The sequence below is a fragment of the Acidovorax sp. GW823-FHT05D11 genome (assembly GCF_058795695.1).
In genome coordinates this window covers 3,350,142-3,375,580 of record NZ_CM179502.1, presented here as the reverse complement: position 1 = coordinate 3,375,580, position 25,439 = coordinate 3,350,142, and the positions used below count along the sequence as shown (strand labels likewise).

Genomic DNA, 25,439 nt, shown 5'->3' with positions numbered 1-25,439 from the left:
TTCTGTGGTGCCCCAGGGTATTTCTCAGTCGCGCACCCAAGAACCTGTTCAGTTCTCGACCGCGGGACACCCCTGTTTCGTCCGGAAAAATCAATTACAGCACAACCCGTGGCAGCTCTTTTTGCGCTAACGCATAGGCCATAATTTTTGCCATGACTTCATTGATTCCCCCGACCTCCGCAGCACGCCGCTATGTGCGCGTGCTTTCCATCGCCGGTTCCGACAGCGGCGGCGGGGCGGGCATCCAGGCCGACCTCAAGACCTTCAGCGCCCTGGGCTGCTACGGCATGACGGCCATCACCGCCATCACGGCCCAGAACACCTGCGGCGTCACGGGCATCCACGGCATTCCGCCCGAGATGCTCAAGGCCCAGATCGATGCCGTGGTGCAGGACATCGGCGTGGACGCGGTCAAGATCGGCATGCTGCATTCGCCCGAAGTGGTGCGCGTGGTGGCCGATGCCATCCGCACCTACCAGCTGCCGCACGTGGTGCTCGACCCGGTGATGGTGGCCACCAGCGGCGACCGGCTCATCGCCGCGGAAACCGTGAACGTGCTGGTGCAGGAGCTGTTTCCGCTGGCCGAGGTGATCACCCCCAACCTGGACGAGGCCGGCTGGCTGCTGGGGCGCACGATCGAGGGCGTGGATGCGCTGGCAGCTGCGGTGGACGGGCTGCTGGCCCTGGGCGCCCCGGCGGCGCTGCTCAAGGGCGGCCACCTGCCCGGAGACTGGGTGGTGGATGTCCTGGCCACACGCGGCGGCGTGCGGCAGCGGCTGGAGTCCGCACGCATTGCCACGCACAACGGGCATGGCACGGGCTGCACCCTGTCATCGGCCATCGCGGCACACCTGGCGCGGGGCCTGCCCTTGCAGCAGGCGGTGGAGCGCGCGCGTGCCTACATTCTGGGCGCCATCGCGGCAGGGGCCGATGTGACCACCGGCCGTGGCCATGGCCCGCTCAACCACGGCCATGCGCCCGTGGCGCAGCTGGTGCTTTAAAGGTTTGATTGTTTTTGGCCTCTGGCGCTTATCCAGTAAGCGCTATATGCTCACAATTCAATAGCGATTCAACGCACCCGTGGCCGTGTGGCCCAGGCCAGCACAAAGCTGAACGCCAGCGCCGGCAGCGCCGAGCCCGCGCCCGGTACCACCTGCGGAGCCAGGTGGTAGACGGCAATCCCCACCAGCCAGATCGCCACCGGGGCCGCATTCACCCGGCGTGCCGCAGCGAGCAGCGCGGGTGCGTTGGCGCCAAAGGCCAGCCGCCCCAGGATCACGCCAAACAGCGGCACGAACACCGAGCTGAGCAGCAGCAAAAATGGCTCCAGGCTGTGCATGGGCAGCACCAGCGCGAGGCCGGTACACACCGCAGCCATGGCCAGGCCCCACTTGCGTACGCCCCAGCGCGGCAGCAGGCTGTGTGCCGACACCGCGCCCGAATACGTGTCGCCATAGGCGTTGTCCACCTCGTCGATCAGGATCAGCGACAGCGCGATCAGCCCGCCCTGGGCCAGCAACAGGGCCTGCACCAGATCCTTGCTGGGCAGCGTCAGCGCCACCAGCACACCGAGCGTGTAGCACCACATGTTGGCCAGCGCATAGCCGAGCCACGTGCCGCGCAATGCGGAGCCGCCGTTCTTGCCGTGGCGCGCATAGTCGGCCACCAGCGGCAGCCACGAGATGGGCATGGCGATCACCAGGTCCAGCGCGGGCAGCACGCCCATGCCGCCTTCGCCCTTGCGTGTCCACAGCGCTTCAAAACCCTGGGCCTGCGCCAGCGACAGGAACTGCCACGACAGCCACAGCAGCGACAGCACCACCAGCGGCAGCGCCACGCGCGCGATCACCTTGCGCACCAGCTGCACCATCGATCCGCTGATGAGCAGCATCACCACGCCGCCCCACAGCAGCGTGGCCAGCACGGGCCAATGCGCGCCGGCCATGGTGCCGGACTGCTGGCCGATGGCCACCGTGGCGTCGCGCATCACCACCAGCTCGAACGTGCCCCAGCCGACCAGCTGCACGATGTTCAAAATGATCGGCAGGCTGGCGAACGTGCGGCCATAGACGGCATGCATCAGCCCGGCGCTGGCCAGGCCGCTGTCGCAGCCCAGCTTGGCCACCCAGCCCAGCAGGCCCGCGCCCACGATGGAGCCGCAGACGATGGCGATCAGCGCCTCTTGCGTGCCCAGCGCGGGCATCAGGTAGGCGCCCACCTGCATGACCAGCAGGCCCACGCCCAGGCTGAACCAGAGCGAGGCGTGGTCGTGCCATTGGAAGACGCGGCGGTCGGGGGAGACGGGGGCCAGCGCTTCGTTGGTGGCGGGCGCGGCGGGGGATGAGGACATGGCAGGCTCCGTGGCAGTACAGAGCAGGGGCGGCCCGCCAGCGTGCCCCAAAGTCATTTCATTCTGGGCTGTGCCGAGGCGGACGTGCTTCCCTGCGCGAGGATGATCTCAATCAGGTTCAAAGGGACTCTCTCAGTCGGTTCCGGTGGCCCGGTCCCGACACCCCTAGCGTGGGCGTTCCAGAAGGAACGCGAGGCCATTGTAGTGGGGCGCTCAGGGCGCGGGGCGGGCGATGGGGATCGCGTAGTGCATCACCGAGTCGCCGGACGTCGGGTGGTACTGGGCACCGTAGATTTCCAGATCCGGCCCCAGGGTGTGCGATGGGCCCGCCGACAGCAGCCAGCTCGAGTAGATGTAGTTCACCGTCGCATCGACATTCTGCGCAGGGCCCCGGTGGGTGAAGCGCGCATAGGTCGATGCGGGGATTTCCATGGCCACCATGCCCGGTGGCAAGGCGCCGGGGCCCTTCACCTCGATGCAGGCCAGGTAGCGCAGCGCTTCCGTGTGGGGCCCCGCCGGTGCCACGACGCCATAGCAGACCCCGGGCACGGTGTTCGCAATCTCGCCCAGCCGGGGCAGGAATTTCGCCCACAGGGGCGGCAGCTTCTGGCCCAGGTTGTTCTTTTCGGAATCGATGCCGTAGTAGTCCGTGGGCAGCCCGACCAGCTGCATGGCGGGCTGCTCCTCTATGTCGGGTGCCAGGGAGATGTTGTGGTGAATGTGCGCGAGGTAGCTTTCGTCAAACCGGATCTTGCGCACGAACAGCGAGCGGTTGCCCATCTTGCGGTACTGCGACGGCGTGAGCCGAAAGCAATCCCGGAACGCGCGCGTGAAGCTTTCCTGCGTCTCGTACCCGGACGCCAGCGCAATGTCGAGCACGCTCAGCCGCGTGCTGGTCAACTGCTCCAGCGCCCGCGAGAACCGGCGCGAGCGGATGTAGGTCTTCAGGGTTTCGTTGGTCAGCGCCTTGAAGATCCGCTGGAAGTGCCACTGGCTCATCCCGGCGGCCCGCGCCACCTCGGAAAGCTGGATATCGGATTCGAGATGGGCCTCGATGAAATCGATGCCCTCCTGGATTTGCCGCAGATAAAGCACGTTGGCGTCCGTTCACGGGGTTTCAAAGAAACCGGTCATGGCCACGAGCCGGTTCTGGTCGTTGTACCGGCCGTAGCTCACGCCTTCCCCGATCACCTGTCCGCTGCCATCCACCATGTTCCATTTGGCAATGCTCTGCTGGTTGTGGCTGGCGAAATAGTGGGTCACGAAATGCCCGCCGGGGACCTGACTGTGAAAGTTGTCCATGTAGGCCGTCAATTGGTCCCAGCCCTGGGCGGTGGCCAGTGGGTCGTTGTAGGTGCAGGCGGGGTCGAGGGACTGGGCAAAAAGGGCTGTGCGGTCCGCGGCCGAGTCGGTCTTCCACGACGCGGTGTAGGTGTCCCAGATGGATTGAAGGGGTTGTTGGCTCATGGTGTGCTCCTGATGGGTGAATGGAGACGCCATCGTGCCGGGCGCTTGCGCGCCTTTTGGACATTTTGTGCTTATTTGTGGGCGCGCCGTTCGGGCACGGCATGGCGGTGCCCTGATCCGCCTGGACTACGTGCTGGCGGAAGGCGCAGAGGCCGGCGCCACACCCAGCAGCTGGTGCAGCCGTGGGCTCGTGGTGGTGTATTGCAGCGCCACCTTGTCGCCCTTGAGCGCCTCGGCGGCGCCAAAGGCCGCCAGCGTGGCCTCGTGGAAGCCGCACAGGATGAGCTTGCGTTTGCCGGGGTAGGTGTTGATGTCGCCCACGGCGTGGATGCCGGGCACACTGGTGCGGAAGGCTTCGGTGTCCACCACCAGCTGTTTGCGGTCCATGGCCAAACCCCAGTCCGCAATGGGCCCGAGGCGGGGCGAGATGCCCAGCACAGCCACCAGCAGGTCCAGCGCCAGGGCGCGGCTGCTGCCATCGGCGTCCACCACCTGCAAGGCGGTCAGCGGGTCGCCAGCGGTCTCAATGCCGGTGATCTGCGCGGCCTCGACGTGGATGCGGCCCGCATCGCGCAGTTGCTGCAGGCGCTGCAGCAGGGCATCCGGGGCCTGGAACACATCGCGGCGGTGCAGCAGGCTCACGCGGGCGGCCTGGCCTTGTTCGGCCAGTTCCACGGCGCGGGCCACGGCGGGCTCGTCGCCGCCGTGCACGACCACATGGCGCCCGGCCACGTGGGCCGTGGAGGGCAGGTTCTGGTAGTGAACCTGGGTGCCCACAAAGCGCTCGATGCCGTCCACCTTGAGCGTGCGCGGCACAAAGGCGCCCACGCCTGCGGCAATGAACACGCTGCGGGCCACCAGCTGCGCACCTTGCGAGGTTTCGACCAGCAGGCGCCCATCGGCCTGCACGGTGAGTGCGGAGACCAGCGTGCCCAGGTGCCACTGGGTCTTGAACGGCGCAATCTGCTGAAGCAGCAAACCGGCCAGCTCGCGCCCGGTGCACACCGGGATGCCCGGGATGTCGTAGATGGGTTTGTCGCCGTACAGCTCGACGCACTGGCCACCCGCATGGGGCAGGGCGTCGATCAGGTGGGCGGTGATGCCTTGCAGGCCCAGCTGGAAGACCTGGAACAGGCCCACGGGACCCGCGCCGATGACGACGGCGTCGGTTTCTTGAATCATGCTCAAGCCACGCGCGCAGCGCCCGAAACTGGCGCTGCCAAAGACCTGTGCCACCGTGGAACTGGCTTTGCCAGGCCACTGGTGGCGTCCCCCTTGGGGGATGGCGCGAAGCGACTCAGGGAGGTCACTTGACCAGTTCGTTGACCTTGCCCGGCTTGCCGTTCCACTCGTCGGCGTCGGGCAGCGCGGGCTTGCGCTTGGTGATGCTCTTCCAGCCGTCGGCGAAGGCCAGGTCGGCATTGAGCTTGATGAAGGCGATCTGGTCGGCCGGCAGGTCTTCTTCGGCAAAGATGGCGTTGGCCGGGCACTCAGGGATGCAGACGGCGCAGTCGATGCACTCGTCGGGATCGATGACGAGCATGTTCGGGCCTTCGCGGAAGCAGTCCACGGGGCACACGTCCACACAATCGGTGTACTTGCACTTGATGCAGTTTTCGGAGACGACGTGGGTCATGACAAAGGTTGTGTGGGTCGGTGAAAACCCTCAATTTTAGAAGCTTTCACCGACCTTTGGTTACAGGGCCCCTTCCCCGGATGGGGTGACTTGGGGGGGTGGCGCTGATCTGGATCAGTTGACCAGCACGGCGCCAGCGGTTTTGTGGCTCGCGGTGTCCACCAGGATCAGCGATCCGAGCACCCGGGCCTTGCCGAAGGCTGTGGCGGGGATCGGCTCCTGCAGCAGCAGGTCCACATGGCCGATGGCGTTGGGGTCGAGCTGCGTGGCGGCTTCCTCGGCCAGCGTGTGGATGTTGAGCTTGTGCACCACGGCCTTCACTTTGGCCTTGACCCAGCGGTGGCCGTGCAGCGCCCAGTACACGCGGCCGGCGACCAGGGGTTCGTCGTCCATCCAGGCCACGGTGGTGCGCAGCTCGCGGCTGGCGGGCCATGCGGGCACGCTGGCCGGCGTGTCGAAGTCGTCCTCGGCGGGGGCGGTGGTGGCCGCGGGCGCGGCCAGAATCCAGTCGCCGCGCGAGACGTCCACCTCGCGGTCGAGGATGAAACCGGCGCTGGTGCCAGCGGGCACGTCGGTGGGGCGGCGGGCATGGTCCAGCACCTGGGCCACGGTGGCCAGCTGGCCGCTGGGGAAGATCTGCACCGGCGTGCCGGGGGTGACATTGCCCGAGGCCACACGGCCCCAGAACACGCGGCGGCCTTGGGATGTGTCGGACGAGGACGAGAACTTCTCGACCCACTGCACCGGGAAGGCCAGGGGCAGCGCCGTGTCGGGGGGCGTGTTGGGCAGGGCTTCGAGCACCTGCAGCAGCGTGGGGCCCTCGTAGCCGCACCAGCCCGCGTGGGCGTCCACCACGTTCCAGCCCTTGAGCGCCGACACGGGCACCGTCGCACGCACGGCGATGCCGGCGGCCTGGGCAAACGCCGCCAGCGCGCCCTGGATGTGCTTCCAGGCGAGCGCTGGGTCTTCCACCGCGTCGAGCTTGTTCACGGCGAACACCAGCGAATGCACGCGCAGCAGGTGGGCCAGCAGGCTGTGGCGGCGGGTTTGCGGCAGCAGGGCGAGGTCGGCGTTCTTCCAGTCGAGCTTGGTGGCATCGACCAGCACCACGGCCGCGTCGGCGCTGCTGGCGGCCGTGACCATGTTGCGGGTGTACTGCTCGTGGCCGGGCGCGTCGCCGATGATGAACTTGCGCTCTTCGGTGGCGAAGTAGCGGTAGGCCACGTCGATGGTGATGCCTTGCTCGCGCTCTGCGCTGAGGCCGTCGGTGAGCAGGGCCAGGTCGGTTTCGCCCTGGCGCTGTACGCCGGCAAGGTGGTCCTGCAGCACGGCCTTGCTGTCCACCAGCAGGCGGCCGATCAATGTGCTCTTGCCATCGTCCACCGAGCCGCAGGTGATGAACTTCAGGGCGGAAATGTGGTCATTTTGGCCGCCAGCGCTTGATGCATAAGCGCTAGTAGCTATCGAATTCATAGTGGTCATCAGAAGTACCCGTCTTTCTTGCGCTTTTCCATCGAGGCATCGCTGGTCTTGTCATCCATGCGCGTCGCGCCGCGCTCGCTCACGTCGGCGGCCAGGGTCTCGATCACGATGTCGGCGGCCGTGGCCGCCGTGCTCTCCACCGGTGCGGTGCAGGTGATGTCGCCCACCGTGCGAAAACGCACGTCGCGCGTCTGCACCGTCTCGCCCTCGCGCGGCGGGGTCAGCTCGGTCACCGGCATCAAGAGGCCCTTGCGGTCCACCACCTGTCGCTTGTGCGTGTAGTAGATGCTGGGCAGCGCGATGCTCTCGCGGTCGATGTACTGCCACACGTCGAGTTCGGTCCAGTTGCTGATGGGGAACACGCGGAAGTGTTCGCCGGGCTGCAGGCGGGTGTTGAACAGGGTCCACAGCTCGGGGCGCTGGGCCTTGGGCTGCCACTGGCCGAAGCTGTCGCGGTGCGAGAAGATGCGCTCCTTGGCGCGGGCCTTTTCCTCGTCGCGGCGGGCGCCGCCGATGAGCGCGTCGAAGCGGAATTCCTCGATCGCTTCGAGCAGCGTGACCGACTGGTGCACGTTGCGCGATTCGCCGGGGTGGGCCAGGCGCACGGTGCCGCGCGCCATCGAGTCCTCGACGCTGCGCACGATGAGTTCGGCGCCCAGCTCCTTGGCGCGGAAGTCGCGGAAGTCCGTGACCTCGGGGAAGTTGTGGCCCGTGTCGATCATGAGCAGCGGGTAGGGAATGCCGCCGCCGCTGGCCTTGGTGCCAAACGCTTTTTCGGCGCACTTGAGCATGACCAGCGAATCCTTGCCGCCCGAGAACAGCAGGGTGGGGCGCTCGAAGGCGGCGGCGACCTCGCGCAGGATGAAGATGGTTTCCTCTTCCAGGGCGTCGAGGTGCGAATTGTTCAGGTGGTGGCTCATGTTGTTGGTCTTTTTCTCAAGCAGCGCTGAGTCGGTGCGTGCGTTCATGGTCGGGTGCTCTCGGTCATCAGTTCAAAGGCTGCGGCGCATGCCACTGGCGCACTCGAGACCAGTGCACCCGTGGAACCGGCTTTGCCGGGCCACCGGGCGTGTCCCCCTCCCGCGCAGCGAGAGAGGGGGAAGACGCGAAGCGGCTCAGGGGGAGTCATTTTCAAGGTCAATGCGCGATGTGCAGGCCGCACTCGCGGTTCTCTTCGCCCTTGGTCGGGTCCACATAATCGAAGTTGTTGGGCAGGCCGTGCTGGACGCAGTATTCGTGCAGATCCTTGGACGACCAGTGCAGCAGCGGCGCCACCTTGATCAGGCCGTCGGGGTTGATGCTCACCGGGTCCATCTGTGCGCGCACGGCGGTGTCGGTGGCGCGCAGCGCGGTGAACCACACCTTGGGCGCGGTCTCGCGCAAGGCGCGGGCGAAGGGCTCGAGCTTCACTTCTTCGGTGAACGCTGCGTGGCGCGGGTCGTCCAGGGCAGGCGTTGCGCCCTCCACGGCCTCGCGGTGCGCGCGCGAGCGGCGCGGCAGGTAGATCTTGAGGTTCAGGCCCAGCTGCTTGGTCACCTCGTCGGCAAAGCGGTAGGTGGCTTCGGTGTTGTAGCCGTTGTCCATCCAGACCACCGGCACATCGGGGTTCACCGCGGACACCATGTGCAGGATCACCGCCTCGAAGGGACGGAAGTTGGTGGTGACGATGGGGCTCTGGCCCAGGCCCAGGGCCCAGGCGACGAGGCCTTCGGCGTTGCGGCCCAGGTCGGCATTGACGCGTGCGAGATCGAATTGGCTCATGGTGGGGTGCTTGTGGGTGTGCGTAGCAGCGCTGCGGGCCTGGCTCAGGCGGCAGCCTTGTCGGCAAAGAGAGGCTGCGGGTGCACCGCGTCGCCCTGGTAGAAGCCGGGGAACATCTCGAACTGGCGCTGCGCGTCGGCCGGGTCCACGCCATCGCGCAGCACTGCCGACGAAAAGCCCGTGCGCTGCATCTGCACCAGCTGGTCGATCAGCACGTCGCCCGTGGCGCGGATGTCGCCCGCAAAGCCGCGGCGGCGGCGCAGCAAGAAGGCCTGGCTGAACGCGCGGCCATCGGTGAAGCTGGGGAAGTGCAGGTCCACGCGCTCGACGCCGTCGAGCGGCAGGGCCAGTGCATCGGCATCGTTGGCCAGCGCCACGGCGCGGGCATCGCCCTCTGCGGGCGGCTGGTGGTCTTGGGAGGCAAGAATTTTCATGGGTCTTATCAGGGCGTGGCGGCTGGCGATCAGGCCGTGGCCAGCTCTTCCTTGGCGGGGTGGCGGGCAGTCTTGGCGGCTTCCTTGAAGGGGTCCAGGCCGGTGCGGCGCACGGTGTTCTGAAAGCTCTCGCCGCTTTCGCGCAGGCTGCGGTAGGTGGTGAGCACGGCTTCGATCACATCGGGCACTTCGGCGGCCGAGAACGAAGGGCCGATCACCTTGCCGGCCACGGCGGCGCCCGACAGGTCGGAGCCGTCGGAGCCACCGAGCGTGACCTGGTACCACTCCTTGCCGTCCTTGTCGACGCCCAGGATGCCGATGTGGCCGCTGTGGTGGTGGCCGCAGCTGTTGATGCAGCCGCTGATGTGCAGGTCGATCTCGCCGATGTCGTCGAGCTCGTCCAGATCCTGGTAGCGCTGGGTGATGGCCTCGGCGATCGGCAGCGAGCGGGCGTTGGCCAGCGCGCAGAAGTCGCCGCCGGGGCAGGCGATCATGTCGGTGAGCAGCTGCACGTTGGCGCTGGCCAGGCCCAGGGCCTTGGCCTCTTGCCACAGCTCGAACAGGCGGCTGGCGTGCACCCAGGGCAGCACCACGTTCTGGTCGTGCGTCACGCGGGCTTCGCCGGCGGAGTATTTGTCCACCAGGTCGGCCACGGCGATCAGCTGGTCACTGGTCGCGTCGCCGGGCGACTGGCCGGGGCGCTTGAACGACAGCGTCACGGCGCGCAGCTGCGGGTTCTGGTGCGCGTGCACGTTGCGCTTGAGCCAGCGGCCAAACATCACATGCTCTGCCGCCTGTGCGTCCAGCGACGCCTGCAAGGCTGCGGGGGCCACGTCGGCAATGTCGGCCAGCTTGGGGGGCACAAAGCACGCCGCCACGCGGTCGAACTCGGCCTGCGGGATGGTGTGCGGACCGCCGTCGATCTCCATGATCTGGCGGTACTCTTCTTCCACGTCGTCGATGTACTGCTGGCCCTCGGCCTTGACCAGGATCTTGATGCGGGCCTTGTATTTGTTGTCGCGGCGGCCGTGCTCGTTGTACACGCGCACGATGGCCTCGATGTAATTCATGACCTGGTTCCAGGGCAGGAACTCGCGGATCACCGTGCCGATCACCGGCGTGCGGCCCATGCCGCCGCCCACGAAGACCTTGAAGCCGATCTCCCCCGCCTCGTTCTTGACCAGGTGCAGGCCCACGTCGTGCCAGCCGGTGGCGGCGCGGTCGTCCTTGGCGCCGCTGATGGCGATCTTGAACTTGCGCGGCAGGAACGCGAACTCCGGGTGCAGCGTGGTCCACTGGCGGATGATTTCCGCGTAGGGGCGCGGGTCCACGATCTCATCCACGGCCACGCCAGCCAGTGCGTCGGTGGTGGTGTTGCGGATGCAGTTGCCGCTGGTCTGGATGCCGTGCATGTCCACGGTGGCCAGCAGGTCCATCACGTCAGCGCTCTTGGACAGCGGAATCCAGTTGAACTGCACATTGGTGCGCGTGGTGAAGTGGGCGCAGTTCTTGGGCAGGAAGGTGGTGCCCAGCAGGCCCTGGCCTTCCATGGCGGCCTTGAACACGGCCGCTTCGGGCTCGTCGTACTCGCGGGCGATGGTGGCCAGCACGCGCAGCTGGCGGCTGGCGATCTCGCCGTAGGGCACGGCCACGCGCAGCATGGGGGCGTAGCGCTGCACGTACCAGCCGTTTTGCAGGCGCAGGGGGCGGAAGTCGTCCTCGGCCAGTTTGCCGGCCTGCCAGCGGTTGAGCTGGTCGCGGAACTGGCGGGCGCGCTGCTTGACGAACGTCTTGTCGAAGGGTGTGTATTGATACATCGTGGACCAATCAGATCATTATTAATTTGGCGCCTGCCCAGGCCAGCAGGAGGGACAGCGCGGAGCGGATCAGGCGCTCGGGGGTGCGGGTGACCAGGCGCGAGCCCAGCCAGATGCCCGGCAACGAGCCAGCCAGCAATTGTGCAAGCAAAGGCCAGTCCACCGAACCCAGCGTGGCATGGCCCAGACCCGCCACCAGGGTCAATGGCACGGCATAGGCGATGTCGGCACCGATCACGCGGGGCAGGGGTAGCAGGGGGTAGACCAGCAGCAGCACCGTGACGCCGATGGCGCCCGCGCCCACCGAGGTGAAGGTGACCAGCGTGCCGATCACGGCGCCCAGCAGCACGGGCAGGCTCCAGTGGCGGGGGCGGGTGGATTGCTCGGTGCTGGCCTGGCGCTTGGCATGGTCGGCCGCCTGGCGCTGGCGCGAGAAGGCCACCACCTTGTACAGCGTGGCCGCGGCTGTCAACAGCAGCGCGAAACCGAGCGTGGTCGTCATGATCCGCTGCGCCTGGGCACTGGCGGGGCCCAGGACCTTGAGCGCCCACAGCGCCAGCAGCGCGGCCGGAATGCTGCCCGCGCACAGCTGGGCCACCACGCGCCAGGGCACCAGGCGCTGGCGCGCCATGCTCACGGTGCCGCCCATCTTGGTGAATGCGGCAAACAGCAGGTCGGTGCCGATGGCCAGGTGGGGCTTCACGCCGAAGAAAAAGATCAGCACGGGGGTCATCAGCGAGCCGCCGCCGACCCCGGTCAGGCCCACGATGAACCCGACCGCAAAGCCTGCGAAGACAAACACCAATTCATGCATAGGGTGCGAATGTAGGATGCTCGCTTATGGATGCAAACTATTGTTTCGTCCTTCCAATATGCCTATTTGCTTATAAGCAAGGATTGGCGCGGGTTTCCACGGGGTAAGCCGCCGTGATTCCCGGTCACGAAGCTGTTACAGGCCCGCTACAACCGTTCGCTGCCCAGCGCTTTGGCGAGTTTCGTGTCGATGGGCAGGGGTTCTCCCTGCAGGCGGGCGGCCAGCAGTTCGCCGCACAGAAGCGCCAGGGTCAGCCCGCGCGCGCCCATCGCTGTGCAGGCCCAGAGCCCGTGCAGCGCCTCGGTGTCGACGGGACCCACGATCGGCAGCCGGTCGGGCGCGGTGCAGCGCACGGCGGCCCAGGCGTGCAGGGGGCCGGGCGCAGCCTCCGCCGCCTGCGGTGCGGCGGCAAAGGCCGCGCGCAGCACCGGGGCCGTTTGGGGCAGCAGCGCCTGGAGCTTGGTCCAGTTAGCCGCGTGGGCTGCCTGGACGTCGGCCCCGGACGGAGGCAGGGCATCCACATCGCGCTCGAAGGTGGAGCCCATCACCCACGCAGCCGGGCCGCACGGGCCGTCACCCAGCGGAAAGCGGGGCACCAGGTTGCCGTTGCCATTCACGGGAAAAGGCACCCCGGGCCCGGGGCCTGCCTGGTGCTCGCCCCAGGACACCTGCCCGCGCACGGGCTGCAGGGGCCATCGGTGTTCCAGCAGCATCGCACTGCCCGCGCCCGCGGCAATGACGACGGTGGGCGCCTGGGCGAGCACCTGGCCCCGGGCGTCCAGCGCCTGCCAGACGGGCGCCGCGCCGGCGGCCTCCACACGCCGCAGGCGGGCCACCTCGCAGTGGCCCTGCCAGTGGATGCCGGGTTGCGCGAGCAGGGCGGCCGCCATGCGCGCGGGGCGTATCCAGCCCCCCTGGCTGTGCCAGCACGCGGTGGCTTCGCGGCCCAGGCCCGCGGCGGCCAGCGTTGCCGGCGGGGCCGGCTCGCTCCAGTCCACGCCGGGCCCCTGGCCCCAGCTGGCGGCCAGCCCGGGGGTGCCGTCGGTGCGGTGCTCCAGCACGCCGCAGGCCAACCAGTCGGTGCCTTCGCGCAGCAGCCATCGGGCTTGCTGCAGGGTGGTGCGCACGCCGCTGCGCGACAGGCGCGACAGCACGCTGTCGTCCGGCGACACATGGGGCGCGAACACCCCCGCCGGCAAGCCCGAGGCCCCGGCGGCGGGTTCCGCGGCGCTGTCCAGCACCCGCACCTGCCAGCCCCGGCGCGCCAGGCTGGCCGCGCTGGCCGCGCCGGCGATGCCCCCGCCGATCACGATGCAATCGCCGGGCAGCGCGGGTTCGGGCTGTGCGCGGGGGGCGGTGCGCGGCTCCCAGTGGGGGGCGTACTGGGCGTGCAGGTTGTCGCGCTTGGGCGGCACGCCCGGAACACGGGCCACCGCGAAGCCGCACTGGGTGAGCGCGTCGCGCACCGCGCGCGCGATGGTCCAGGTGGACAGGCGGGTGCCGCGCCGGCAGCAGCGTGCCACGGCCTTCAGGGTGTGCAGGTCCCAGATCCCGGGGTTGCGCTGCGGGCTGAAACCGTCGAGGTAGATGGAATCCACCGTCAGCTGCTGCTGGCGCAGCACGGTCTGTGTATCGCCCACACACAGCGTGAGCAGCACCCGGCCTCCGTCGAACCGCAGCCGGTGCACCCCGGGCAGCAGGCCCCACCATTGGCGATGAAGCTCCTGCGCCAAGGGGGCCAGCTCGGGGTGGGCCGTGGTGGCGCGCAGCAGGTCGGCCGCGCTCACGGGCCAGGCCTCGGTCGACACGAAGTGCAGCAGGGTGGGGCGTGCGGGGTCAGCCCGCCAGGCGGCCCAGGTCACCAGGAAGTTCAGCCCGAAGCCGAACCCCGTTTCCAGAATGCGCCATTGCGGCTGCCCCGCCCAGGCCTCAGGCAGGCCGCAGCCCTGCAGGAAAACGCGGCGGGCCTGGTCCAGGCCGCCATTTTCACTGTGGTAGCGGTCACCAAAACGGGGGCTGTAGGGGGTGCCGTCCGGCAGCCAGTCAACAGGCTCGGAGATGACGCACCCCCTGAGTCGCTTCGCGCCGTCCTCCTCTCTCACGCTTCGCGTGGGAGGGGGCCGCAGCCAGCGGCCTGGCAAATCCAGTTCCGCGGCTACCTCGCCCGGGCAGCGCCAGTTTCATGGGCTGCGGGTGGTCGGCAATGCTACGGAAAACTGACATGGAGGCTCATGCGCTCGGTGGGACGTAGCCCGCTGCGGCATCCGCACCACCGCCGAAAAAGTGGTTTTGGCGAAACCACTTTTTGCAGCGCTGCATTTCGCTGCGCTTCATTGCGCGCTGGGCGGGACATATCCCGCCGCGGCGTCTGCGCCACCGCCAAAGAAATGGTTTTCCATCTGGCGGGCCAGGTACTGGCGGGCACGCGCGTCGGCCAGATTGAGGCGGTTTTCATTGACCAGCATGGTCTGGTGCTTGAGCCAGCCTGCCCAGGCTTCCTTGCTCACGTTTTCCCAGATGCGTTTGCCCAGCTCGCCGGGGTAGGGCGGAAAGTCGAGGCCCTCTGCTTCCTTGCCGAGCTTGATGCATTGAACGGTGCGTGCCATGGGGTTCCTTGTTGATGGGTGGAGTCTGCCGCAGCGCAAAGGGCTGCTCAGATGATTTGGATATAAAGAACTGAAATCTCAGTAGTTCCAGTTTTGAAGAGGGTCTTCCAGAATGCGTTTCATCGGTGAGTTGCACCGTTTTGCATTCGAAAAAAAGAGGCTCCCTATGAACTTTCGCCGCGACTTTATCAAGTTTCCCTTCGCCGCCGCCCTGGCGGGGAGTTTGGCCCTGACGGCATTGCCGTCGTTTGCACAGTCTGTGACGCTGCTCAATGTGTCGTACGACCCGACGCGCGAGCTGTACGTGGACTTCAACCAGGCGTTCGCCAGGCACTGGAAAGCCAAGACCGGCCAGGACGTGACCGTCAAGCAAAGCCACGGCGGCTCGGGCAAGCAGGCGCGCTCCATCATCGACGGGCTGGATGCCGACGTGGCCACCCTGGCGCTGGCCGGCGACACCGACGCGTTGCACACCAACGGCGGCTGGATCCCCAAGGACTGGCAAAAGCGCCTGCCCCACAACAGCTCGCCCTACACCTCCACCATCGTGCTGGTGGTCCGTCAGGGCAACCCCAAGGGCATCAAGGACTGGGATGACCTCGTCAAGCCCGGCATCAGCGTGATCACGCCCAACCCCAAGACCTCGGGCGGCGCCCGCTGGAACTATCTGGCCGCCTGGGAGTTCGCCAAGCGCAAGAGCGGGGGCAGCGACGCCAAGGCCAAGGACTTCGTGGCCAAGCTGTACGGCAACGTGCCCGTGCTGGACACCGGCGCACGCGGCTCCACCATCACGTTTGCCCAGCGCAATCAGGGCGACGTGCTGATCGCCTGGGAGAACGAGGCCTACCTGCTGGAGAAGGAATTCGGCACCAAGTTCGACGTGATCGCGCCCTCGATCTCCATCCTGGCCGAGCCCGCCGTGACGGTGGTGGACAAGAACGTGGACAAGAAGGGCACGCGTGCCGTGGCCGAGGCTTACCTGCAGTACCTGTACACCGAAGAAGGCCAGGACATCGCCGGCAAGCATTTCTACCGTCCGGCCGTGTCGGACAAGGCCAAGGCCAAGTACGCCAAGCAGTTTCCCAAACTGAACCTGTTCACCATCAACGACGCGTTCGGTGGCTGGGACAAGGCGGCCAAGGAGCACTTTGCCGACAACGCCAGCTTCGACCAGATCTACACCAAAAAATAGGTTCACCCCGAAGCGGCCTTTGGCCGCCTCCCCTCAAGGGGCGCCACCCGTGGCCCGGTGAAGCCGGATCCGCGGTGGCGCTGGCCAAGTCACGCCCTCTGGAAACACATTTCATGTCCGCTCTTCTCATCGCCGGCAGCCCCTCCGAGCGTTCCCGCTCCGCCGCTCTGCTGGACGCCGTGGCCCAGCGCCTGTCGGTGCGCGGCGCGCTGGTGGACCGCATTCACATCCGCGACCTGTCGCCCCAGGCGCTGCTGTTGGCCGACTTCGGCCACCCCACCGTGGTGGGCGCTGTCGACCAGGTCGCCCAGGCCAGTGTGCTGGTGGTGGCCACGCCCGTCTACAAGGCCGCCTACAGCGGCGTGCTCAAGGTCTTTCTGGACCTGCTGCCGCAGACGGCGCTCAAGGGCAAGATCGTGCTGCCGCTGGCCACGGGAGGCAGCCCGCACCACATGCTGGCGCTGGACTATGCGCTGCGCCCCGTGCTGCAGTCGCTGGGTGCCAAGAGCATCCTGCCCGGCATCTACGCCACCGACGCCCAGGTCACGCTGACGCCCGAAGGCGCCTACCACGTGAACGAAGACATCGCGTCGCGGCTGGACGACGCCGTGAATGTGCTTGTCACGGAAACCCTGCGCCCATCGCCCGCCCAGGCCACGCGGTTTGCGCCGGTGCATTTCTCGCAGGTGCGATGTAGCGTCTGACGGGCACCGCCCGCCGGTTCGCTGCGCTGCGCTGCCTGCATGGCGCGGCGACAGTGCAGGGCAGGGCGGGCCCCCTCATCCCTTTTCCTCATTTTTCTCGATGGGCCTTCCGCGCGCAGCGGCAGGCAGGGCGGAGCACTGCCCGGTTCAGACGCCACTTTTTTGATTTTCAAAGGACATTCACCATGAGCACACTGATACGCGATGGCGCACAGGAGGGCCGCACCGCCCCCACAGCGAGCTGGCTCTCCGCCCTGCGCAACATGTTCATCGGCTTCGTGGTCTTCACGGCTTTTGTGCTGATCGCAGCCTTCCTGCTGGCGCAACCGGTGCATGCCCAGAGCAAAGGCAAAGGCGAGCTGCGCATCGGCTACCAGAAGTCGGCCAGCCTCTTCGTGCTGCAGAAGGCCACCGGCTCGCTGGAGAAAACACTCGCGCCCCTGGGTTTCAGTGTGAAGTGGGTGGAGTTCCCTGCAGGTCCCCAACTGCTCGAAGGCCTGAACGTGGGCGCCGTTGACGTGGGCTATGTGGGCGAGGCGCCTCCCATCTTCGGCCAGGCGGCGGGGGCCAAGTTCGTGTACTTCGGTTATGACCCTGCGGCACCGCGCGCCGAAGCCATCCTGGTCACCAAGGACTCGCCCATCAAGTCGGTGGCCGACCTCAAGGGCAAGAAGGTCGCGCTCAACAAGGGCAGCAACGTGCACTACCTGCTGGTCAAGCAGCTTGAAAAGAACGGTCTCAAATTCACTGACATCACGCCGGTGTACCTGGCCCCCGCGGATGGCCGCGCCGCGTTCGAGAGCAAGAACGTGGACGCCTGGGTGATCTGGGACCCGTTCCAGGCCGCCGCCGAGAAGGCGACTGGGGCCCGCGTGCTCGCCGACGGTGTGGGCGGCGTGGTCAACAACTACCAGTACTACCTGGGCGCGCGCGACTTCGTCAAGAAGAACCCCAAGGTCATCGGGGCACTGTTCGAGGACTCCGTGGCGCAGGGCATCTGGCTCAAGAAGAACCTGCGCCAGGCCGCAGAGCTGATCGCGCCGCTGCAAGGCCTGCCGGTGGACGTGGTCGAGCTGGCGCTGCAGCGCTACGAATTCAACGTCAAGCCCATCACGCCCGATGTCGCGGCCGACCAGCAAAAGATCGCCGACACGTTCTTCGAACTGAAGCTGATCCCCAAGGCCATCAAGGTGAGCGACGCAGTGGTGCTCGGCGCCCAGCCCTGATGCCCCGGCCCATTGCATACGCATCCACCTTCAGAAGAACACCATGACGACTTCGATCTCCCTGTCCCGCCGCCGCCTCGTCCAGGGTGCGGCCAGCGCAGTCGCGCTGCCGGCCTTCGGTGCGTTGGCGCAAACCCCCGCCCGTGAGTTCCGCATCGGCCACCAGAAGGGCTTCCTGAGCCTGCTCAAGGGCCGCGGCACGCTGGAAAAGCGCCTGACCCCGCTGGGTGTCTCCATCAAATGGACCGAGTTCACGGCCGGCCCCGTGCAGCTGGAGGCACTGAACGTCGGCTCCATCGACTTCGGCGACGTGGGCGAAGCCCCCCCGATCTTCGCGCAGGCCGCGGGCGCCCCGCTGGCCTATGTGGCCGCCACCGTTCCCCGCCCCAAGGCCGAGAGCGTGCTGCTGCCCAAGGGCTCGCCCATCAAGACCGTGGCCGATCTCAAGGGCAAGAAAGTTGCACTCAACAAGGGCAGCAACGTGCATTACTTCCTGGTCAAGCTGCTGGAAAAGCACGGCCTGAAGTACACCGATGTGAACGTGGCCTTTCTGCCGCCCGCCGATGCGCGTGCCGCTTTTGAAAAAGGCTCTGTGGACGCCTGGGTGATCTGGGACCCGTTTGCCGCTGCCGCCGAAAAGACGCTGGACGCCCGCCTGCTGGCCGACGCCACCGGCGTGGTGGGCAACCGCGCCTACTACTTCTCGTCGCTGCAGTACGCCGACAAGAACACCGACGTGCTGCGCATCGCCATCGAAGAGATCAACAAGATCGACATCTGGGCCAAGGTCAACCGCGACCTGCTGGCGGCCGAACTGGCCCCGCTGTTCGGCATCCCCAAGCCCGTGCTCGATCTGTCCACGTCGCGTGCCGAGTACGGCACGGGCCCGGTCACGCCCGAGATCCTGGTCGAACAGCAAAGGATCGCCGACACCTTCTTCGACTTGAAGCTGATTCCCCGGCGGATCCAGGTGCGCGACGTGGCGCGCTCGCCGTGGTAGGGGCCGGGGCGCACCCCCTGAGCCGCTTCGCGTCTTCCCCCTCTCCTACGGGAGGGGGACGCACCCGGTGGCCTGGCAGAGCCAGTTCCACGGGTGCACTGGCCTGGGCCGCGCCAGTTTTGAACGCCATGCGTCACACAGTCCGCCGCAATTGAAACCAAGGAGCCCTGACATGCCCAACGCTTTCGCAAACCCTGTCCACGACGCAGCACGCCGCGTGCTGCGCACCACGGCCAACGCCTGGCGCCTGAAGGCGCCGGCGCGCAGGCCGGTCCGCACGCGCAACCGTGTGCATGCCGGTGTGCGTGCCGATGTGGCGGCGGGGGGCATGCGGGCGTGTCCATTGCGTTTCGGCTTTTCGCTGGCGGGCTACGGCCTGGCCTTCTCCTATTGATGACCCCCACACGGCAAAGCGACACCATGAAAATCTACTGGTTCATCCCCACCCACGGCGACAGCCGCTACCTTGGCACAGCCAAGGGCGCGCGCCAGCTCAGCCTCGAGTACCTGCAGCAGGTGGCAGTGGCCGCCGACAGCCTGGGCTACGAAGGCGTGCTCATTCCCACCGGCCGCTCGTGCGAAGACCCGTGGGTGATCGCATCGAGCCTGCTGGCGGTCACGAAGAAGCTCAAGTTCCTGGTCGCGGTGCGCCCCGGCCTGCACCAGCCTGCGCTGGCCGCGCGCATGGCCGCCACCTTCGACCGCCTGTCGGGCGGGCGTCTGCTCATCAACCTGGTGACGGGTGGCGACCGCGCGGAGCTGGAGGGCGATGGCGTGTTCCTGGACCACGCCACGCGCTACGAGCAGTCGGCCGAGTTCATCCGCATCTGGCGCGAGATCCTCACGCGCAGCCACCGGGGCGAGACCTTCGACTACGAGGGCAAGCACCTGTCCGTCAAGGGCGCCAAGCTGCTGTTCCCGCCGCTGCAGGAGCCGCACCCTCCGGTGTACTTCGGCGGCTCGTCCGACGCAGCGCACGACCTGGCGGCCGAGCAGGTCGAGACCTACCTCACCTGGGGCGAGCCCCCGGCCGAGGTCGCCAGGAAGGTGGCCGACGTGCGCGCCCGTGCCGCCAAACACGGCCGCACCGTGAAGTTCGGCATCCGCCTGCACGTCATCGTGCGCGAGACCGAGGCGCAGGCCTGGGCCGCGGCTGAAGAACTCATCAGCCATGTGGACGACGAAACCGTGGCGCGTGCGCAGTCGGTCTTTGCGCGCATGGACTCCGAAGGCCAGCGCCGCATGGCCGCGCTGCATGCTGGCGGTGTGAAGCGCAGCCGCGCAGACCTGGAGATCAGCCCCAACCTGTGGGCCGGCGTGGGCCTGGTGCGCGGCGGCGCGGGCACCGCCCTGGTGGGCGACCCCGAGACGGTGGCCACGCGCATCACCGAATACGCGAACCTGGGGCTCGACCACTTCGTGCTGTCGGGCTATCCGCACCTGGAAGAAGCCTACCGCTTCGCTGAACTGGTGTTCCCGCTGCTGCCGCTGGGCGTGCGCGAGAAGCTCGCTGGCGGCAACCCGCTCGGCCCCTTTGGCGAAACCGTGGCCAACGACTTCGTGCCACGCGCTTCGCAAAGCTGACCGCACCGACGAGGAGCCACGCCATGAGCATCCAGTCCATCAACCACGTGCAGCTGGCCTTTCCGGCCGGTGCCGAGGCGCCCATCCGGCGCTTCTATGCCAGCCTGCTGGGGCTGCCCGAAGTGCGCCTGCAGGCGGGCAACACGCTGCGCTTTGCCGCGGGCACGCAGCGCATCGACCTGGTGCCCACCGAGCACTGGCAGCCCGCGCCCGCGGTATCGCACCTGGCCTTCGAGGTGCAGGACCTGCCCGCATTGCGCCACCGCCTGCTGCAGGCCGAACTGGCGCTGGTGGAAAACCGCGCACTGCCCGGCTACCTGCGCTTTTACGTCAAGGACCCGGCGGGCAACCAGCTGGAGTTCTTGGAGCCTGACCACGAACCGGAAATCAACCCATGACACAGACACAGACTGTCCGAGAGCTGCAGGTATCGCCCGTGGCCGACTCCGTCGATCTGCCGATCGAGAGTCCCTTGCTGCCCGCGCCGCTGGCCCGCTTCCTTGCCAGCGTTGCGCAGCGCCTGCTGCCCTGGGCCGTGCCCGTGGGGCTCATCGTGCTGTGGCAGATCGCCTCGTCGCAGGGCTGGCTGTCCACCCGCGTGCTGCCGGCGCCGCTCGAAGTCATCAAGGCCGCGTGGACGCTCACCGTGTCGGGCGAGCTGTGGACCCACGTCAAGGTGAGCGCCGGCCGCGCGCTGGCGGGCCTGGCCATCGGCGGCGGCCTGGGGCTGCTGCTGGGCCTGCTGACCGGCTCGGTGCGCGTGTTCGAGACCTTGCTCGACTCCACCATCCAGATGGTGCGCAACATCCCCGCGCTGGCGCTGATTCCGCTGGTGATCCTGTGGTTCGGCATCGACGAATCGGCCAAGCTGTTCCTCATCAGCGTGTCGGTGTTCTTCCCGATCTACCTCAACACCTTCCACGGCATCCGCAACGTGGACCCAGGCCTGATCGAGATGGGGCGCACCTACGGCCTCGGCCGCTGGCAGCTGTACAAGCAGATCATCCTGCCCGGCGCGCTGTCCAGCATCCTGGTGGGCCTGCGTTTCTCGCTGGGCCTGATGTGGGTGATCCTGATCGTGGCCGAGACCATCTCCGCGCAGGCGGGTATCGGCTACCTCACGATGAATGCGCGGGAGTTTCTGCAGACCGACATCGTGCTGGTCGGCATCCTGCTGTACGCGCTGCTGGGCAAGCTGGCCGACCTGTTCGCCAAGGGCCTGGAGCGCTACTGGCTGCGTTGGCATCCTGGCTACCAGACGCCGTAAGGCGCACTGCAGCCCGACCCTTCATTCCAAGAATTGCGGACCACCATGACCACCTCTTTCAACCTTCACCGGCGCACCGTGCTGGGTGCCATCGCCGCGTTGTCGAGCGGTTTGGCCGCCGCGCAGGGCAAGCCTGAAACCTTGCGCATAGGCTTGCAAAAGTCATCGACGCTCACCACCATCCTGCGCACGCGCGGCACGCTGGAGCAGTTGCTCGCGCCGCTCAACGTCAAGGTGACGTGGCACGAGTTCACCAGCGGCCTGCCGCTGCTCGAAGCGCTGAACCTGGGCAACATCGATGTGAGTGCCGACGTGGCCGACACCGTGCCGGTGTTCGCCCAGGCAGCGGGCGCCAACCTGACCTTCGTGGCGCAGGAGTCTCCATCGCCGTCGGCCCAGGCCATCGTGGTGCGCGCCGACTCGCCCATCAAGACCGTGGCCGAGCTCAAGGGCAAGAAGATCGGTTTTGCCAAGGCCGCCGGCGTGCATTTCTTGCTGATTGCCGCGCTGGAAAAGTCCGGCCTGTCGTTCAAGGACATCGAGCCCGCCTACCTGACCCCCGCCGATGGCCGGGCCGCCTTCGAGCGCGGCGCCATCGACGCCTGGGTGGTGTGGGACCCGTTCCTGGCCGCCGTGCAAAAGCAGTCCGCCGTGCGCGTGCTGGCCGACGGGCGCGACCTGGCCTCCTACCAGCGCTACTACCTGGCCGGTACCCCGTTTGCCCAGGCGCGGCCCGATGTGCTGCGCGTGTTCTTCAACGAGCTGCAAAAAGCCGGCGTGTGGGTCAAGCAAAGCCCCAAGGACGCGGCCGCGCTGCTGTCGCCCGTGTGGGGGCTGGACGCGGGCGTGATCGAGCTGGCCAACAGCCGCCGCAGCTACGAGGTGCGCGCCGTGGTGCCCGCGGCGCTGACCGAACAACAACGCATCGCCGATGCCTTCTTTGCCGAAAAGCTGCTGCCCAAGCGCGTGAACGCGCTGGACGTGCCGCTGTTCAAGACCGGAGCCTGACACCATGACCCAGACGACCAACACCTCCGCCGCGCAAGGCGTGCGCCTGGAAGTGCGCGGCGTGGACAAGCGCTATGGCGCGCGCGACGTGCTCAAGAAGACCGAACTCGTGATCGAGCCTGGCCAGTTCGTGGCCATCGTGGGCCGCAGCGGCTGCGGCAAGAGCACGCTGCTGCGCCTGGTGGCAGGCCTCGAATCCGTCTCGGGCGGCGCGATCCGCCTGGATGGCAAGGACGTGGCCGGGCTGAGCGACGACACCCGCATCATGTTCCAGGACTCGCGCCTCTTGCCCTGGAAGCGCGTGGCCGACAACGTGGCCCTGGGCCTGCCGCCCACGCGGCGCGGCGCCGCCGCCGATGTGCTGGCCCGCGTGGGCCTGGGGGACCGCTTGACCGAGTGGCCCGCGCGCCTGTCCGGAGGCCAGCGCCAGCGCGTGGCCCTGGCCCGTGCGCTGGTGCACAACCCGCGCCTGCTGTTGCTCGACGAACCTTTGGGCGCGCTGGATGCGCTGACCCGCATCGAGATGCACCGCCTCATCGAAGGCCTGTGGCGCAGCAGCGGCTTCACCGCACTGCTGGTGACCCACGATGTGCAGGAGGCCGTGGCCCTGGCCGACCGCGTGATCCTGATCGAGGACGGCCAGATCGCGCTGGACCAGCGCATCGACCTGCCGCGTCCCCGGTCGCACGGTGACGCCGCCTTTGCGGCGATCGAAAAACGCATCCTGGACCGCGTGCTGCAAAAGCCCGAGGGCGAGCCCGCGCACGAAGCGCCGTGGCCCGGCGTGCCTGCGCATGGTCTGCGCTGGGCGGTGTAGCCGTTTCTGGCGCCTGCTGCCTGTCGCTCTTTCTTTTCTGTCTTCTGTCATTCCTTTCTTCGCCCTACGGTGCCATCAAGGAGAACCCCATGTCCATCCAAGCCATCAACGTCCGTAACCAGTTCAAGGGCAAAGTCCGCGAGATCGTGCGCGGCGATGTCGTCTCCGAAGTCGATGTCGAAACGCCCTGGGGCATCGTCACGTCGGTCATCACCACGCGCTCGGTGGACGAGCTGGCGTTGGTCGTGGGCTCCGACGTGGTGGCGCTGGTCAAGTCGACCGAGGTGTCCATCGCCAAGCTGTGAGTGGATGTGAGAGAAATAGGCCCCTACCGCTTGCTGGTAGGGCGCAAGGCGCTATGAAAATTGTAGTGTTTGCAGACAGGCCCTTTCGCAGGGCCTGAGTCTCTGGTGTCGAGGGCGCAGGGGGCTCGGGTGGATGGGGCCTCGCAGAAGCTGCGGCTCAGACGGCCGGGATTGCGGCACAGAGTGATATGTCGTATGATGCGCATCATGCTAAAGTCCACACCCCATTCCAGAGCCGCCGCCAAGGAGGCCACGCACGAGCGCATCGTGTCGGTGGCCTCGCGCGCGATCCGGCGCCAGGGGTACCACGGCACGGGCGTGGCGGACATCATGAAAGAGGCGGGCCTGACGCACGGCGCCTTCTACGCGCACTTCGACTCCCGCGAGGCCATGCTGGCCGAGGCCGCTGCCAAGGCATGCACCGAATCCGCAGCGCTGGCGGCCGGTGCCGCGGCCGGCGAGCCGTCGCCCCGCGCGCTGGCCGCCATGCTCTCGGCCTATCTGTCGCGCCAGCATGTCGAGAGCGTCGAGATGGGCTGCCCCCTGGTCGCCCTGGGCTCGGAGACATCGCGCCAGGCGCCCGAGGTGCGCCGCGTGGCCACCCGGCACATCAAGGAAATGGTCGATCTCATCGCGCGCCAGTCGCCGCAGTGGGGGCAGCCCGCAGCTCATGAACAGGCGCTGGTCACCATGGCCACCATGGTGGGCGCCCTGGTGCTGGCCCGCGCGGTGGACGAGCCCGCGCTGTCGGACAGCCTGCGCGAGGCCGCGCTCAAGCACCTGACGCAGCTGACGAATTCGACGCACGCTGCAGACTCTGCGCTTGCCACGCCGCCCGGCGCGCCCGGCTGACTCCCTCAGCAGCGCGCTTTTTTTTTCCTTTACATATGATGATCATCATGCGAATTTGCTTGCGAGCTGCACGGTTCTGCGCTTTGCCCCTCACCCAGGATGCCCCATGAAAGCCTTTGTCCTCGACCGCTATGCCAAAAAGGCCGCGCTGCGGCTTGCCGATATGCCCGCCCCGGATCTGCGCGACGACGAGGTGCTGGTCTCCGTGCATGCGGCGGGAATCAACCAGCTGGACTCGAAGATCCGCGACGGTGAGTTCAAGCTCATCCTGCCCTACAAGATGCCCCTCGTCCTCGGGCATGACGTGGCGGGCGTGGTGGTCAGCGTGGGGCCGCGTGTGCGGCAGTTCAAGCCCGGCGACGAGGTCTACGCCCGGGCCGACGATTTCCGCATCGGCACCTTTGCAGAACTCATCGCCGTCAAGGAGTCCTCGCTGGCGCTCAAGCCCCGGGGCCTGACGATGGAAGAGGCCGCATCGATCCCGCTGGTGGGCCTCACGGCCTGGCAGGCGCTGGTGGAAAAGGCGCAGTTGCGAAAAGGCCAGAAGGTATTCATCCAGGCGGGGTCCGGCGGAGTGGGCACCTTTGCCATCCAGCTGGCCAAGCACCTGGGCGCCACCGTCGCCACCACGGCCAGCGCGGGCAATGCGGCGCTGGTCCAAAGCCTGGGCGCCGACGTCGTCATCGACTACAAGACGCAGGACTTCGAAGAGGTGCTGCGCGACTACGACGTCGTGCTGCACAGCCAGGACGGCAAGGCGCTGGCCAAGTCGCTGCGCGTGCTCAAGCCCGGCGGCCAGGTCGTCTCGATCTCCGGCCCGTCCGACCCGGCATTCGGCCAGACCCTGCGCGCGCCCGGCTTGGTGCGGCTGGTGATGCGCCTGCTGAGCGCCGGCACCCGGCGCCGCGCCAAGGCGCTGGGCGTGGGCTACTCGTTCCTCTTCATGCGGGCTCACGGCGCGCAGCTGCGGGAGATCACGCGCCTTGTCGAATCGGGCGCCATCCGCCCGGTGGTCGACAAGGTCTTTCCGTTCAGCGCCACCAACGATGCCCTGGCCTACGTGGAAGCGGGCCGTGCCAAGGGCAAGGTCGTCATCAAGGTGGTGTAAGCCAGCAGG

Annotated in this window: 27 protein-coding genes and 1 riboswitch; of the genes, 14 read left to right on the top strand and 13 right to left on the bottom strand. The window is 67.4% G+C overall.

All coding sequences use genetic code 11. The features are described from left to right. Nucleotides 1-152: 152 nt before the first annotated feature. On the top strand, nt 153-1,001 hold the full coding sequence (thiD, locus tag AC3RCE_RS15695; protein ID WP_218340986.1) for a bifunctional hydroxymethylpyrimidine kinase/phosphomethylpyrimidine kinase: 849 nt from the start codon (nt 153-155) through the stop codon (nt 999-1,001). Between the two features lie 68 nt (nt 1,002-1,069). Here the strand turns inward: thiD and AC3RCE_RS15690 are convergent, their stop codons facing one another. From AC3RCE_RS15690 to AC3RCE_RS15630, 13 genes are all read right to left on the bottom strand, one after another. Continuing rightward, nucleotides 1,070-2,350 carry a purine-cytosine permease family protein gene (locus AC3RCE_RS15690; protein ID WP_492245499.1) on the bottom strand — a complete coding sequence of 427 codons (1,281 nt, stop codon included), beginning with the start codon at nt 2,348-2,350 and terminating at the stop codon, nt 1,070-1,072. 72 nt (nt 2,351-2,422) lie between these two features. Next, nucleotides 2,423-2,527, bottom strand: a riboswitch (TPP riboswitch). 36 nt (nt 2,528-2,563) lie between these two features. Beyond that, nucleotides 2,564-3,445: a GyrI-like domain-containing protein gene (locus AC3RCE_RS15685; RefSeq protein WP_492253431.1), complete on the bottom strand. Its 882-nt coding sequence runs from the start codon at nt 3,443-3,445 to the stop codon at nt 2,564-2,566. A gap of 12 nt (nt 3,446-3,457) precedes the next feature. Beyond that, complete coding sequence (locus AC3RCE_RS15680) at nt 3,458-3,817, bottom strand: nuclear transport factor 2 family protein (protein ID WP_218340989.1); 360 nt, start codon at nt 3,815-3,817, stop codon at nt 3,458-3,460. Nucleotides 3,818-3,943: 126 nt separating this feature from the next. Further along, complete coding sequence (locus AC3RCE_RS15675) at nt 3,944-4,999, bottom strand: NAD(P)/FAD-dependent oxidoreductase (protein ID WP_492253430.1); 1,056 nt, start codon at nt 4,997-4,999, stop codon at nt 3,944-3,946. 124 nt (nt 5,000-5,123) lie between these two features. Beyond that, nucleotides 5,124-5,453, bottom strand: coding sequence for a ferredoxin FdxA (gene fdxA, locus AC3RCE_RS15670; protein WP_055393870.1), 330 nt, complete (start codon nt 5,451-5,453; stop codon nt 5,124-5,126). A 114-nt stretch (nt 5,454-5,567) separates the two neighbouring features. Next, a complete protein-coding gene (locus AC3RCE_RS15665) occupies nt 5,568-6,935 on the bottom strand; it encodes a sulfate adenylyltransferase subunit 1 (RefSeq protein ID WP_218294602.1) in 1,368 nt (455 codons plus the stop codon). After that, entirely contained in the window at nt 6,935-7,903 is a 969-nt protein-coding gene (cysD, locus tag AC3RCE_RS15660; protein ID WP_218294603.1) for a sulfate adenylyltransferase subunit CysD, read from the bottom strand. Before cysD ends, AC3RCE_RS15665 begins: the two co-directional genes overlap by 1 nt. Before the next feature lie 169 nt (nt 7,904-8,072). Next, nucleotides 8,073-8,696 carry a phosphoadenosine phosphosulfate reductase domain-containing protein gene (locus AC3RCE_RS15655; protein ID WP_218294604.1) on the bottom strand — a complete coding sequence of 208 codons (624 nt, stop codon included), beginning with the start codon at nt 8,694-8,696 and terminating at the stop codon, nt 8,073-8,075. 44 nt (nt 8,697-8,740) lie between these two features. Further along, a complete protein-coding gene (locus AC3RCE_RS15650) occupies nt 8,741-9,130 on the bottom strand; it encodes a DUF934 domain-containing protein (protein ID WP_218294605.1) in 390 nt (129 codons plus the stop codon). 29 nt (nt 9,131-9,159) lie between these two features. After that, nucleotides 9,160-10,947, bottom strand: coding sequence for a nitrite/sulfite reductase (locus AC3RCE_RS15645; RefSeq protein ID WP_492253429.1), 1,788 nt, complete (start codon nt 10,945-10,947; stop codon nt 9,160-9,162). 10 nt (nt 10,948-10,957) lie between these two features. Beyond that, nucleotides 10,958-11,761 carry a sulfite exporter TauE/SafE family protein gene (locus tag AC3RCE_RS15640; RefSeq protein ID WP_218340995.1) on the bottom strand — a complete coding sequence of 268 codons (804 nt, stop codon included), beginning with the start codon at nt 11,759-11,761 and terminating at the stop codon, nt 10,958-10,960. A gap of 146 nt (nt 11,762-11,907) precedes the next feature. Next, nucleotides 11,908-13,821 (bottom strand): bifunctional tRNA (5-methylaminomethyl-2-thiouridine)(34)-methyltransferase MnmC2/FAD-dependent 5-carboxymethylaminomethyl-2-thiouridine(34) oxidoreductase MnmC1, encoded by a 1,914-nt coding sequence (gene mnmC / locus AC3RCE_RS15635; RefSeq protein WP_492255392.1) that lies wholly within the window; start codon nt 13,819-13,821, stop codon nt 11,908-11,910. Between the two features lie 270 nt (nt 13,822-14,091). Beyond that, entirely contained in the window at nt 14,092-14,367 is a 276-nt protein-coding gene (locus AC3RCE_RS15630; protein ID WP_218294608.1) for an oxidative damage protection protein, read from the bottom strand. 166 nt (nt 14,368-14,533) lie between these two features. On the opposite strand from AC3RCE_RS15630, the gene AC3RCE_RS15625 reads away from it, so the two are divergent. The 13 genes from AC3RCE_RS15625 to AC3RCE_RS15565 all read left to right on the top strand — a co-directional run bounded on the left by AC3RCE_RS15625 (nt 14,534) and on the right by AC3RCE_RS15565 (nt 25,430). Beyond that, entirely contained in the window at nt 14,534-15,559 is a 1,026-nt protein-coding gene (locus AC3RCE_RS15625; protein ID WP_492253428.1) for a sulfate ABC transporter substrate-binding protein, read from the top strand. Nucleotides 15,560-15,672: 113 nt separating this feature from the next. Then, complete coding sequence (ssuE, locus tag AC3RCE_RS15620; RefSeq protein WP_218381708.1) at nt 15,673-16,263, top strand: NADPH-dependent FMN reductase; 591 nt, start codon at nt 15,673-15,675, stop codon at nt 16,261-16,263. Nucleotides 16,264-16,526: 263 nt separating this feature from the next. Beyond that, nucleotides 16,527-17,489: a sulfonate ABC transporter substrate-binding protein gene (locus tag AC3RCE_RS15615; protein WP_492255391.1), complete on the top strand. Its 963-nt coding sequence runs from the start codon at nt 16,527-16,529 to the stop codon at nt 17,487-17,489. Nucleotides 17,490-17,532: 43 nt separating this feature from the next. Beyond that, nucleotides 17,533-18,489 (top strand): sulfonate ABC transporter substrate-binding protein, encoded by a 957-nt coding sequence (locus AC3RCE_RS15610; RefSeq protein WP_492253427.1) that lies wholly within the window; start codon nt 17,533-17,535, stop codon nt 18,487-18,489. 172 nt (nt 18,490-18,661) lie between these two features. After that, complete coding sequence (locus AC3RCE_RS15605) at nt 18,662-18,883, top strand: hypothetical protein (RefSeq protein WP_492253426.1); 222 nt, start codon at nt 18,662-18,664, stop codon at nt 18,881-18,883. Between the two features lie 26 nt (nt 18,884-18,909). Next, nucleotides 18,910-20,073 carry an FMNH2-dependent alkanesulfonate monooxygenase gene (gene ssuD / locus AC3RCE_RS15600; RefSeq protein ID WP_492253425.1) on the top strand — a complete coding sequence of 388 codons (1,164 nt, stop codon included), beginning with the start codon at nt 18,910-18,912 and terminating at the stop codon, nt 20,071-20,073. A 23-nt stretch (nt 20,074-20,096) separates the two neighbouring features. After that, nucleotides 20,097-20,471 (top strand): VOC family protein, encoded by a 375-nt coding sequence (locus AC3RCE_RS15595; protein ID WP_218294613.1) that lies wholly within the window; start codon nt 20,097-20,099, stop codon nt 20,469-20,471. Then, nucleotides 20,468-21,340: an aliphatic sulfonate ABC transporter permease SsuC gene (gene ssuC / locus AC3RCE_RS15590; protein WP_492253424.1), complete on the top strand. Its 873-nt coding sequence runs from the start codon at nt 20,468-20,470 to the stop codon at nt 21,338-21,340. Before AC3RCE_RS15595 ends, ssuC begins: the two co-directional genes overlap by 4 nt. Before the next feature lie 45 nt (nt 21,341-21,385). Continuing rightward, nucleotides 21,386-22,348, top strand: coding sequence for an aliphatic sulfonate ABC transporter substrate-binding protein (locus tag AC3RCE_RS15585; protein WP_492253423.1), 963 nt, complete (start codon nt 21,386-21,388; stop codon nt 22,346-22,348). Between the two features lie 4 nt (nt 22,349-22,352). After that, nucleotides 22,353-23,165, top strand: a complete 813-nt coding sequence (locus AC3RCE_RS15580) for an ATP-binding cassette domain-containing protein (RefSeq protein ID WP_492253422.1) — start codon at nt 22,353-22,355, stop codon at nt 23,163-23,165. Between the two features lie 89 nt (nt 23,166-23,254). Further along, on the top strand, nt 23,255-23,470 hold the full coding sequence (locus tag AC3RCE_RS15575; protein WP_007857120.1) for a TOBE domain-containing protein: 216 nt from the start codon (nt 23,255-23,257) through the stop codon (nt 23,468-23,470). Between the two features lie 195 nt (nt 23,471-23,665). Continuing rightward, nucleotides 23,666-24,322, top strand: coding sequence for a TetR/AcrR family transcriptional regulator (locus AC3RCE_RS15570; RefSeq protein ID WP_492253421.1), 657 nt, complete (start codon nt 23,666-23,668; stop codon nt 24,320-24,322). Between the two features lie 106 nt (nt 24,323-24,428). Next, a complete protein-coding gene (locus AC3RCE_RS15565) occupies nt 24,429-25,430 on the top strand; it encodes an NADP-dependent oxidoreductase (RefSeq protein WP_492253420.1) in 1,002 nt (333 codons plus the stop codon). Nucleotides 25,431-25,439: the final 9 nt, after the last annotated feature.

Coding starts and splice junctions, on each gene's coding strand:
- AC3RCE_RS15575 (WP_007857120.1), top strand. CDS start 23,255: ATGTCCATCCAAGCCATCAACGTCCGTAACCAGTTCAAGGGCAAAGTC.
- AC3RCE_RS15675 (WP_492253430.1), bottom strand. CDS start 4,999: ATGATTCAAGAAACCGACGCCGTCGTCATCGGCGCGGGTCCCGTGGGC.
- ssuE (WP_218381708.1), top strand. CDS start 15,673: ATGTCCGCTCTTCTCATCGCCGGCAGCCCCTCCGAGCGTTCCCGCTCC.
- AC3RCE_RS15605 (WP_492253426.1), top strand. CDS start 18,662: ATGCCCAACGCTTTCGCAAACCCTGTCCACGACGCAGCACGCCGCGTG.
- AC3RCE_RS15630 (WP_218294608.1), bottom strand. CDS start 14,367: ATGGCACGCACCGTTCAATGCATCAAGCTCGGCAAGGAAGCAGAGGGC.
- AC3RCE_RS15610 (WP_492253427.1), top strand. CDS start 17,533: ATGACGACTTCGATCTCCCTGTCCCGCCGCCGCCTCGTCCAGGGTGCG.
- AC3RCE_RS15680 (WP_218340989.1), bottom strand. CDS start 3,817: ATGAGCCAACAACCCCTTCAATCCATCTGGGACACCTACACCGCGTCG.
- ssuC (WP_492253424.1), top strand. CDS start 20,468: ATGACACAGACACAGACTGTCCGAGAGCTGCAGGTATCGCCCGTGGCC.
- AC3RCE_RS15690 (WP_492245499.1), bottom strand. CDS start 2,350: ATGTCCTCATCCCCCGCCGCGCCCGCCACCAACGAAGCGCTGGCCCCC.
- AC3RCE_RS15645 (WP_492253429.1), bottom strand. CDS start 10,947: ATGTATCAATACACACCCTTCGACAAGACGTTCGTCAAGCAGCGCGCC.
- ssuD (WP_492253425.1), top strand. CDS start 18,910: ATGAAAATCTACTGGTTCATCCCCACCCACGGCGACAGCCGCTACCTT.
- AC3RCE_RS15650 (WP_218294605.1), bottom strand. CDS start 9,130: ATGAAAATTCTTGCCTCCCAAGACCACCAGCCGCCCGCAGAGGGCGAT.
- AC3RCE_RS15615 (WP_492255391.1), top strand. CDS start 16,527: ATGTTCATCGGCTTCGTGGTCTTCACGGCTTTTGTGCTGATCGCAGCC.
- cysD (WP_218294603.1), bottom strand. CDS start 7,903: ATGAACGCACGCACCGACTCAGCGCTGCTTGAGAAAAAGACCAACAAC.
- fdxA (WP_055393870.1), bottom strand. CDS start 5,453: ATGACCCACGTCGTCTCCGAAAACTGCATCAAGTGCAAGTACACCGAT.
- AC3RCE_RS15595 (WP_218294613.1), top strand. CDS start 20,097: ATGAGCATCCAGTCCATCAACCACGTGCAGCTGGCCTTTCCGGCCGGT.
- thiD (WP_218340986.1), top strand. CDS start 153: ATGACTTCATTGATTCCCCCGACCTCCGCAGCACGCCGCTATGTGCGC.
- AC3RCE_RS15565 (WP_492253420.1), top strand. CDS start 24,429: ATGAAAGCCTTTGTCCTCGACCGCTATGCCAAAAAGGCCGCGCTGCGG.
- AC3RCE_RS15580 (WP_492253422.1), top strand. CDS start 22,353: ATGACCCAGACGACCAACACCTCCGCCGCGCAAGGCGTGCGCCTGGAA.
- AC3RCE_RS15665 (WP_218294602.1), bottom strand. CDS start 6,935: ATGACCACTATGAATTCGATAGCTACTAGCGCTTATGCATCAAGCGCT.
- AC3RCE_RS15585 (WP_492253423.1), top strand. CDS start 21,386: ATGACCACCTCTTTCAACCTTCACCGGCGCACCGTGCTGGGTGCCATC.
- AC3RCE_RS15570 (WP_492253421.1), top strand. CDS start 23,666: ATGATGCGCATCATGCTAAAGTCCACACCCCATTCCAGAGCCGCCGCC.
- AC3RCE_RS15655 (WP_218294604.1), bottom strand. CDS start 8,696: ATGAGCCAATTCGATCTCGCACGCGTCAATGCCGACCTGGGCCGCAAC.
- AC3RCE_RS15640 (WP_218340995.1), bottom strand. CDS start 11,761: ATGCATGAATTGGTGTTTGTCTTCGCAGGCTTTGCGGTCGGGTTCATC.
- AC3RCE_RS15625 (WP_492253428.1), top strand. CDS start 14,534: ATGAACTTTCGCCGCGACTTTATCAAGTTTCCCTTCGCCGCCGCCCTG.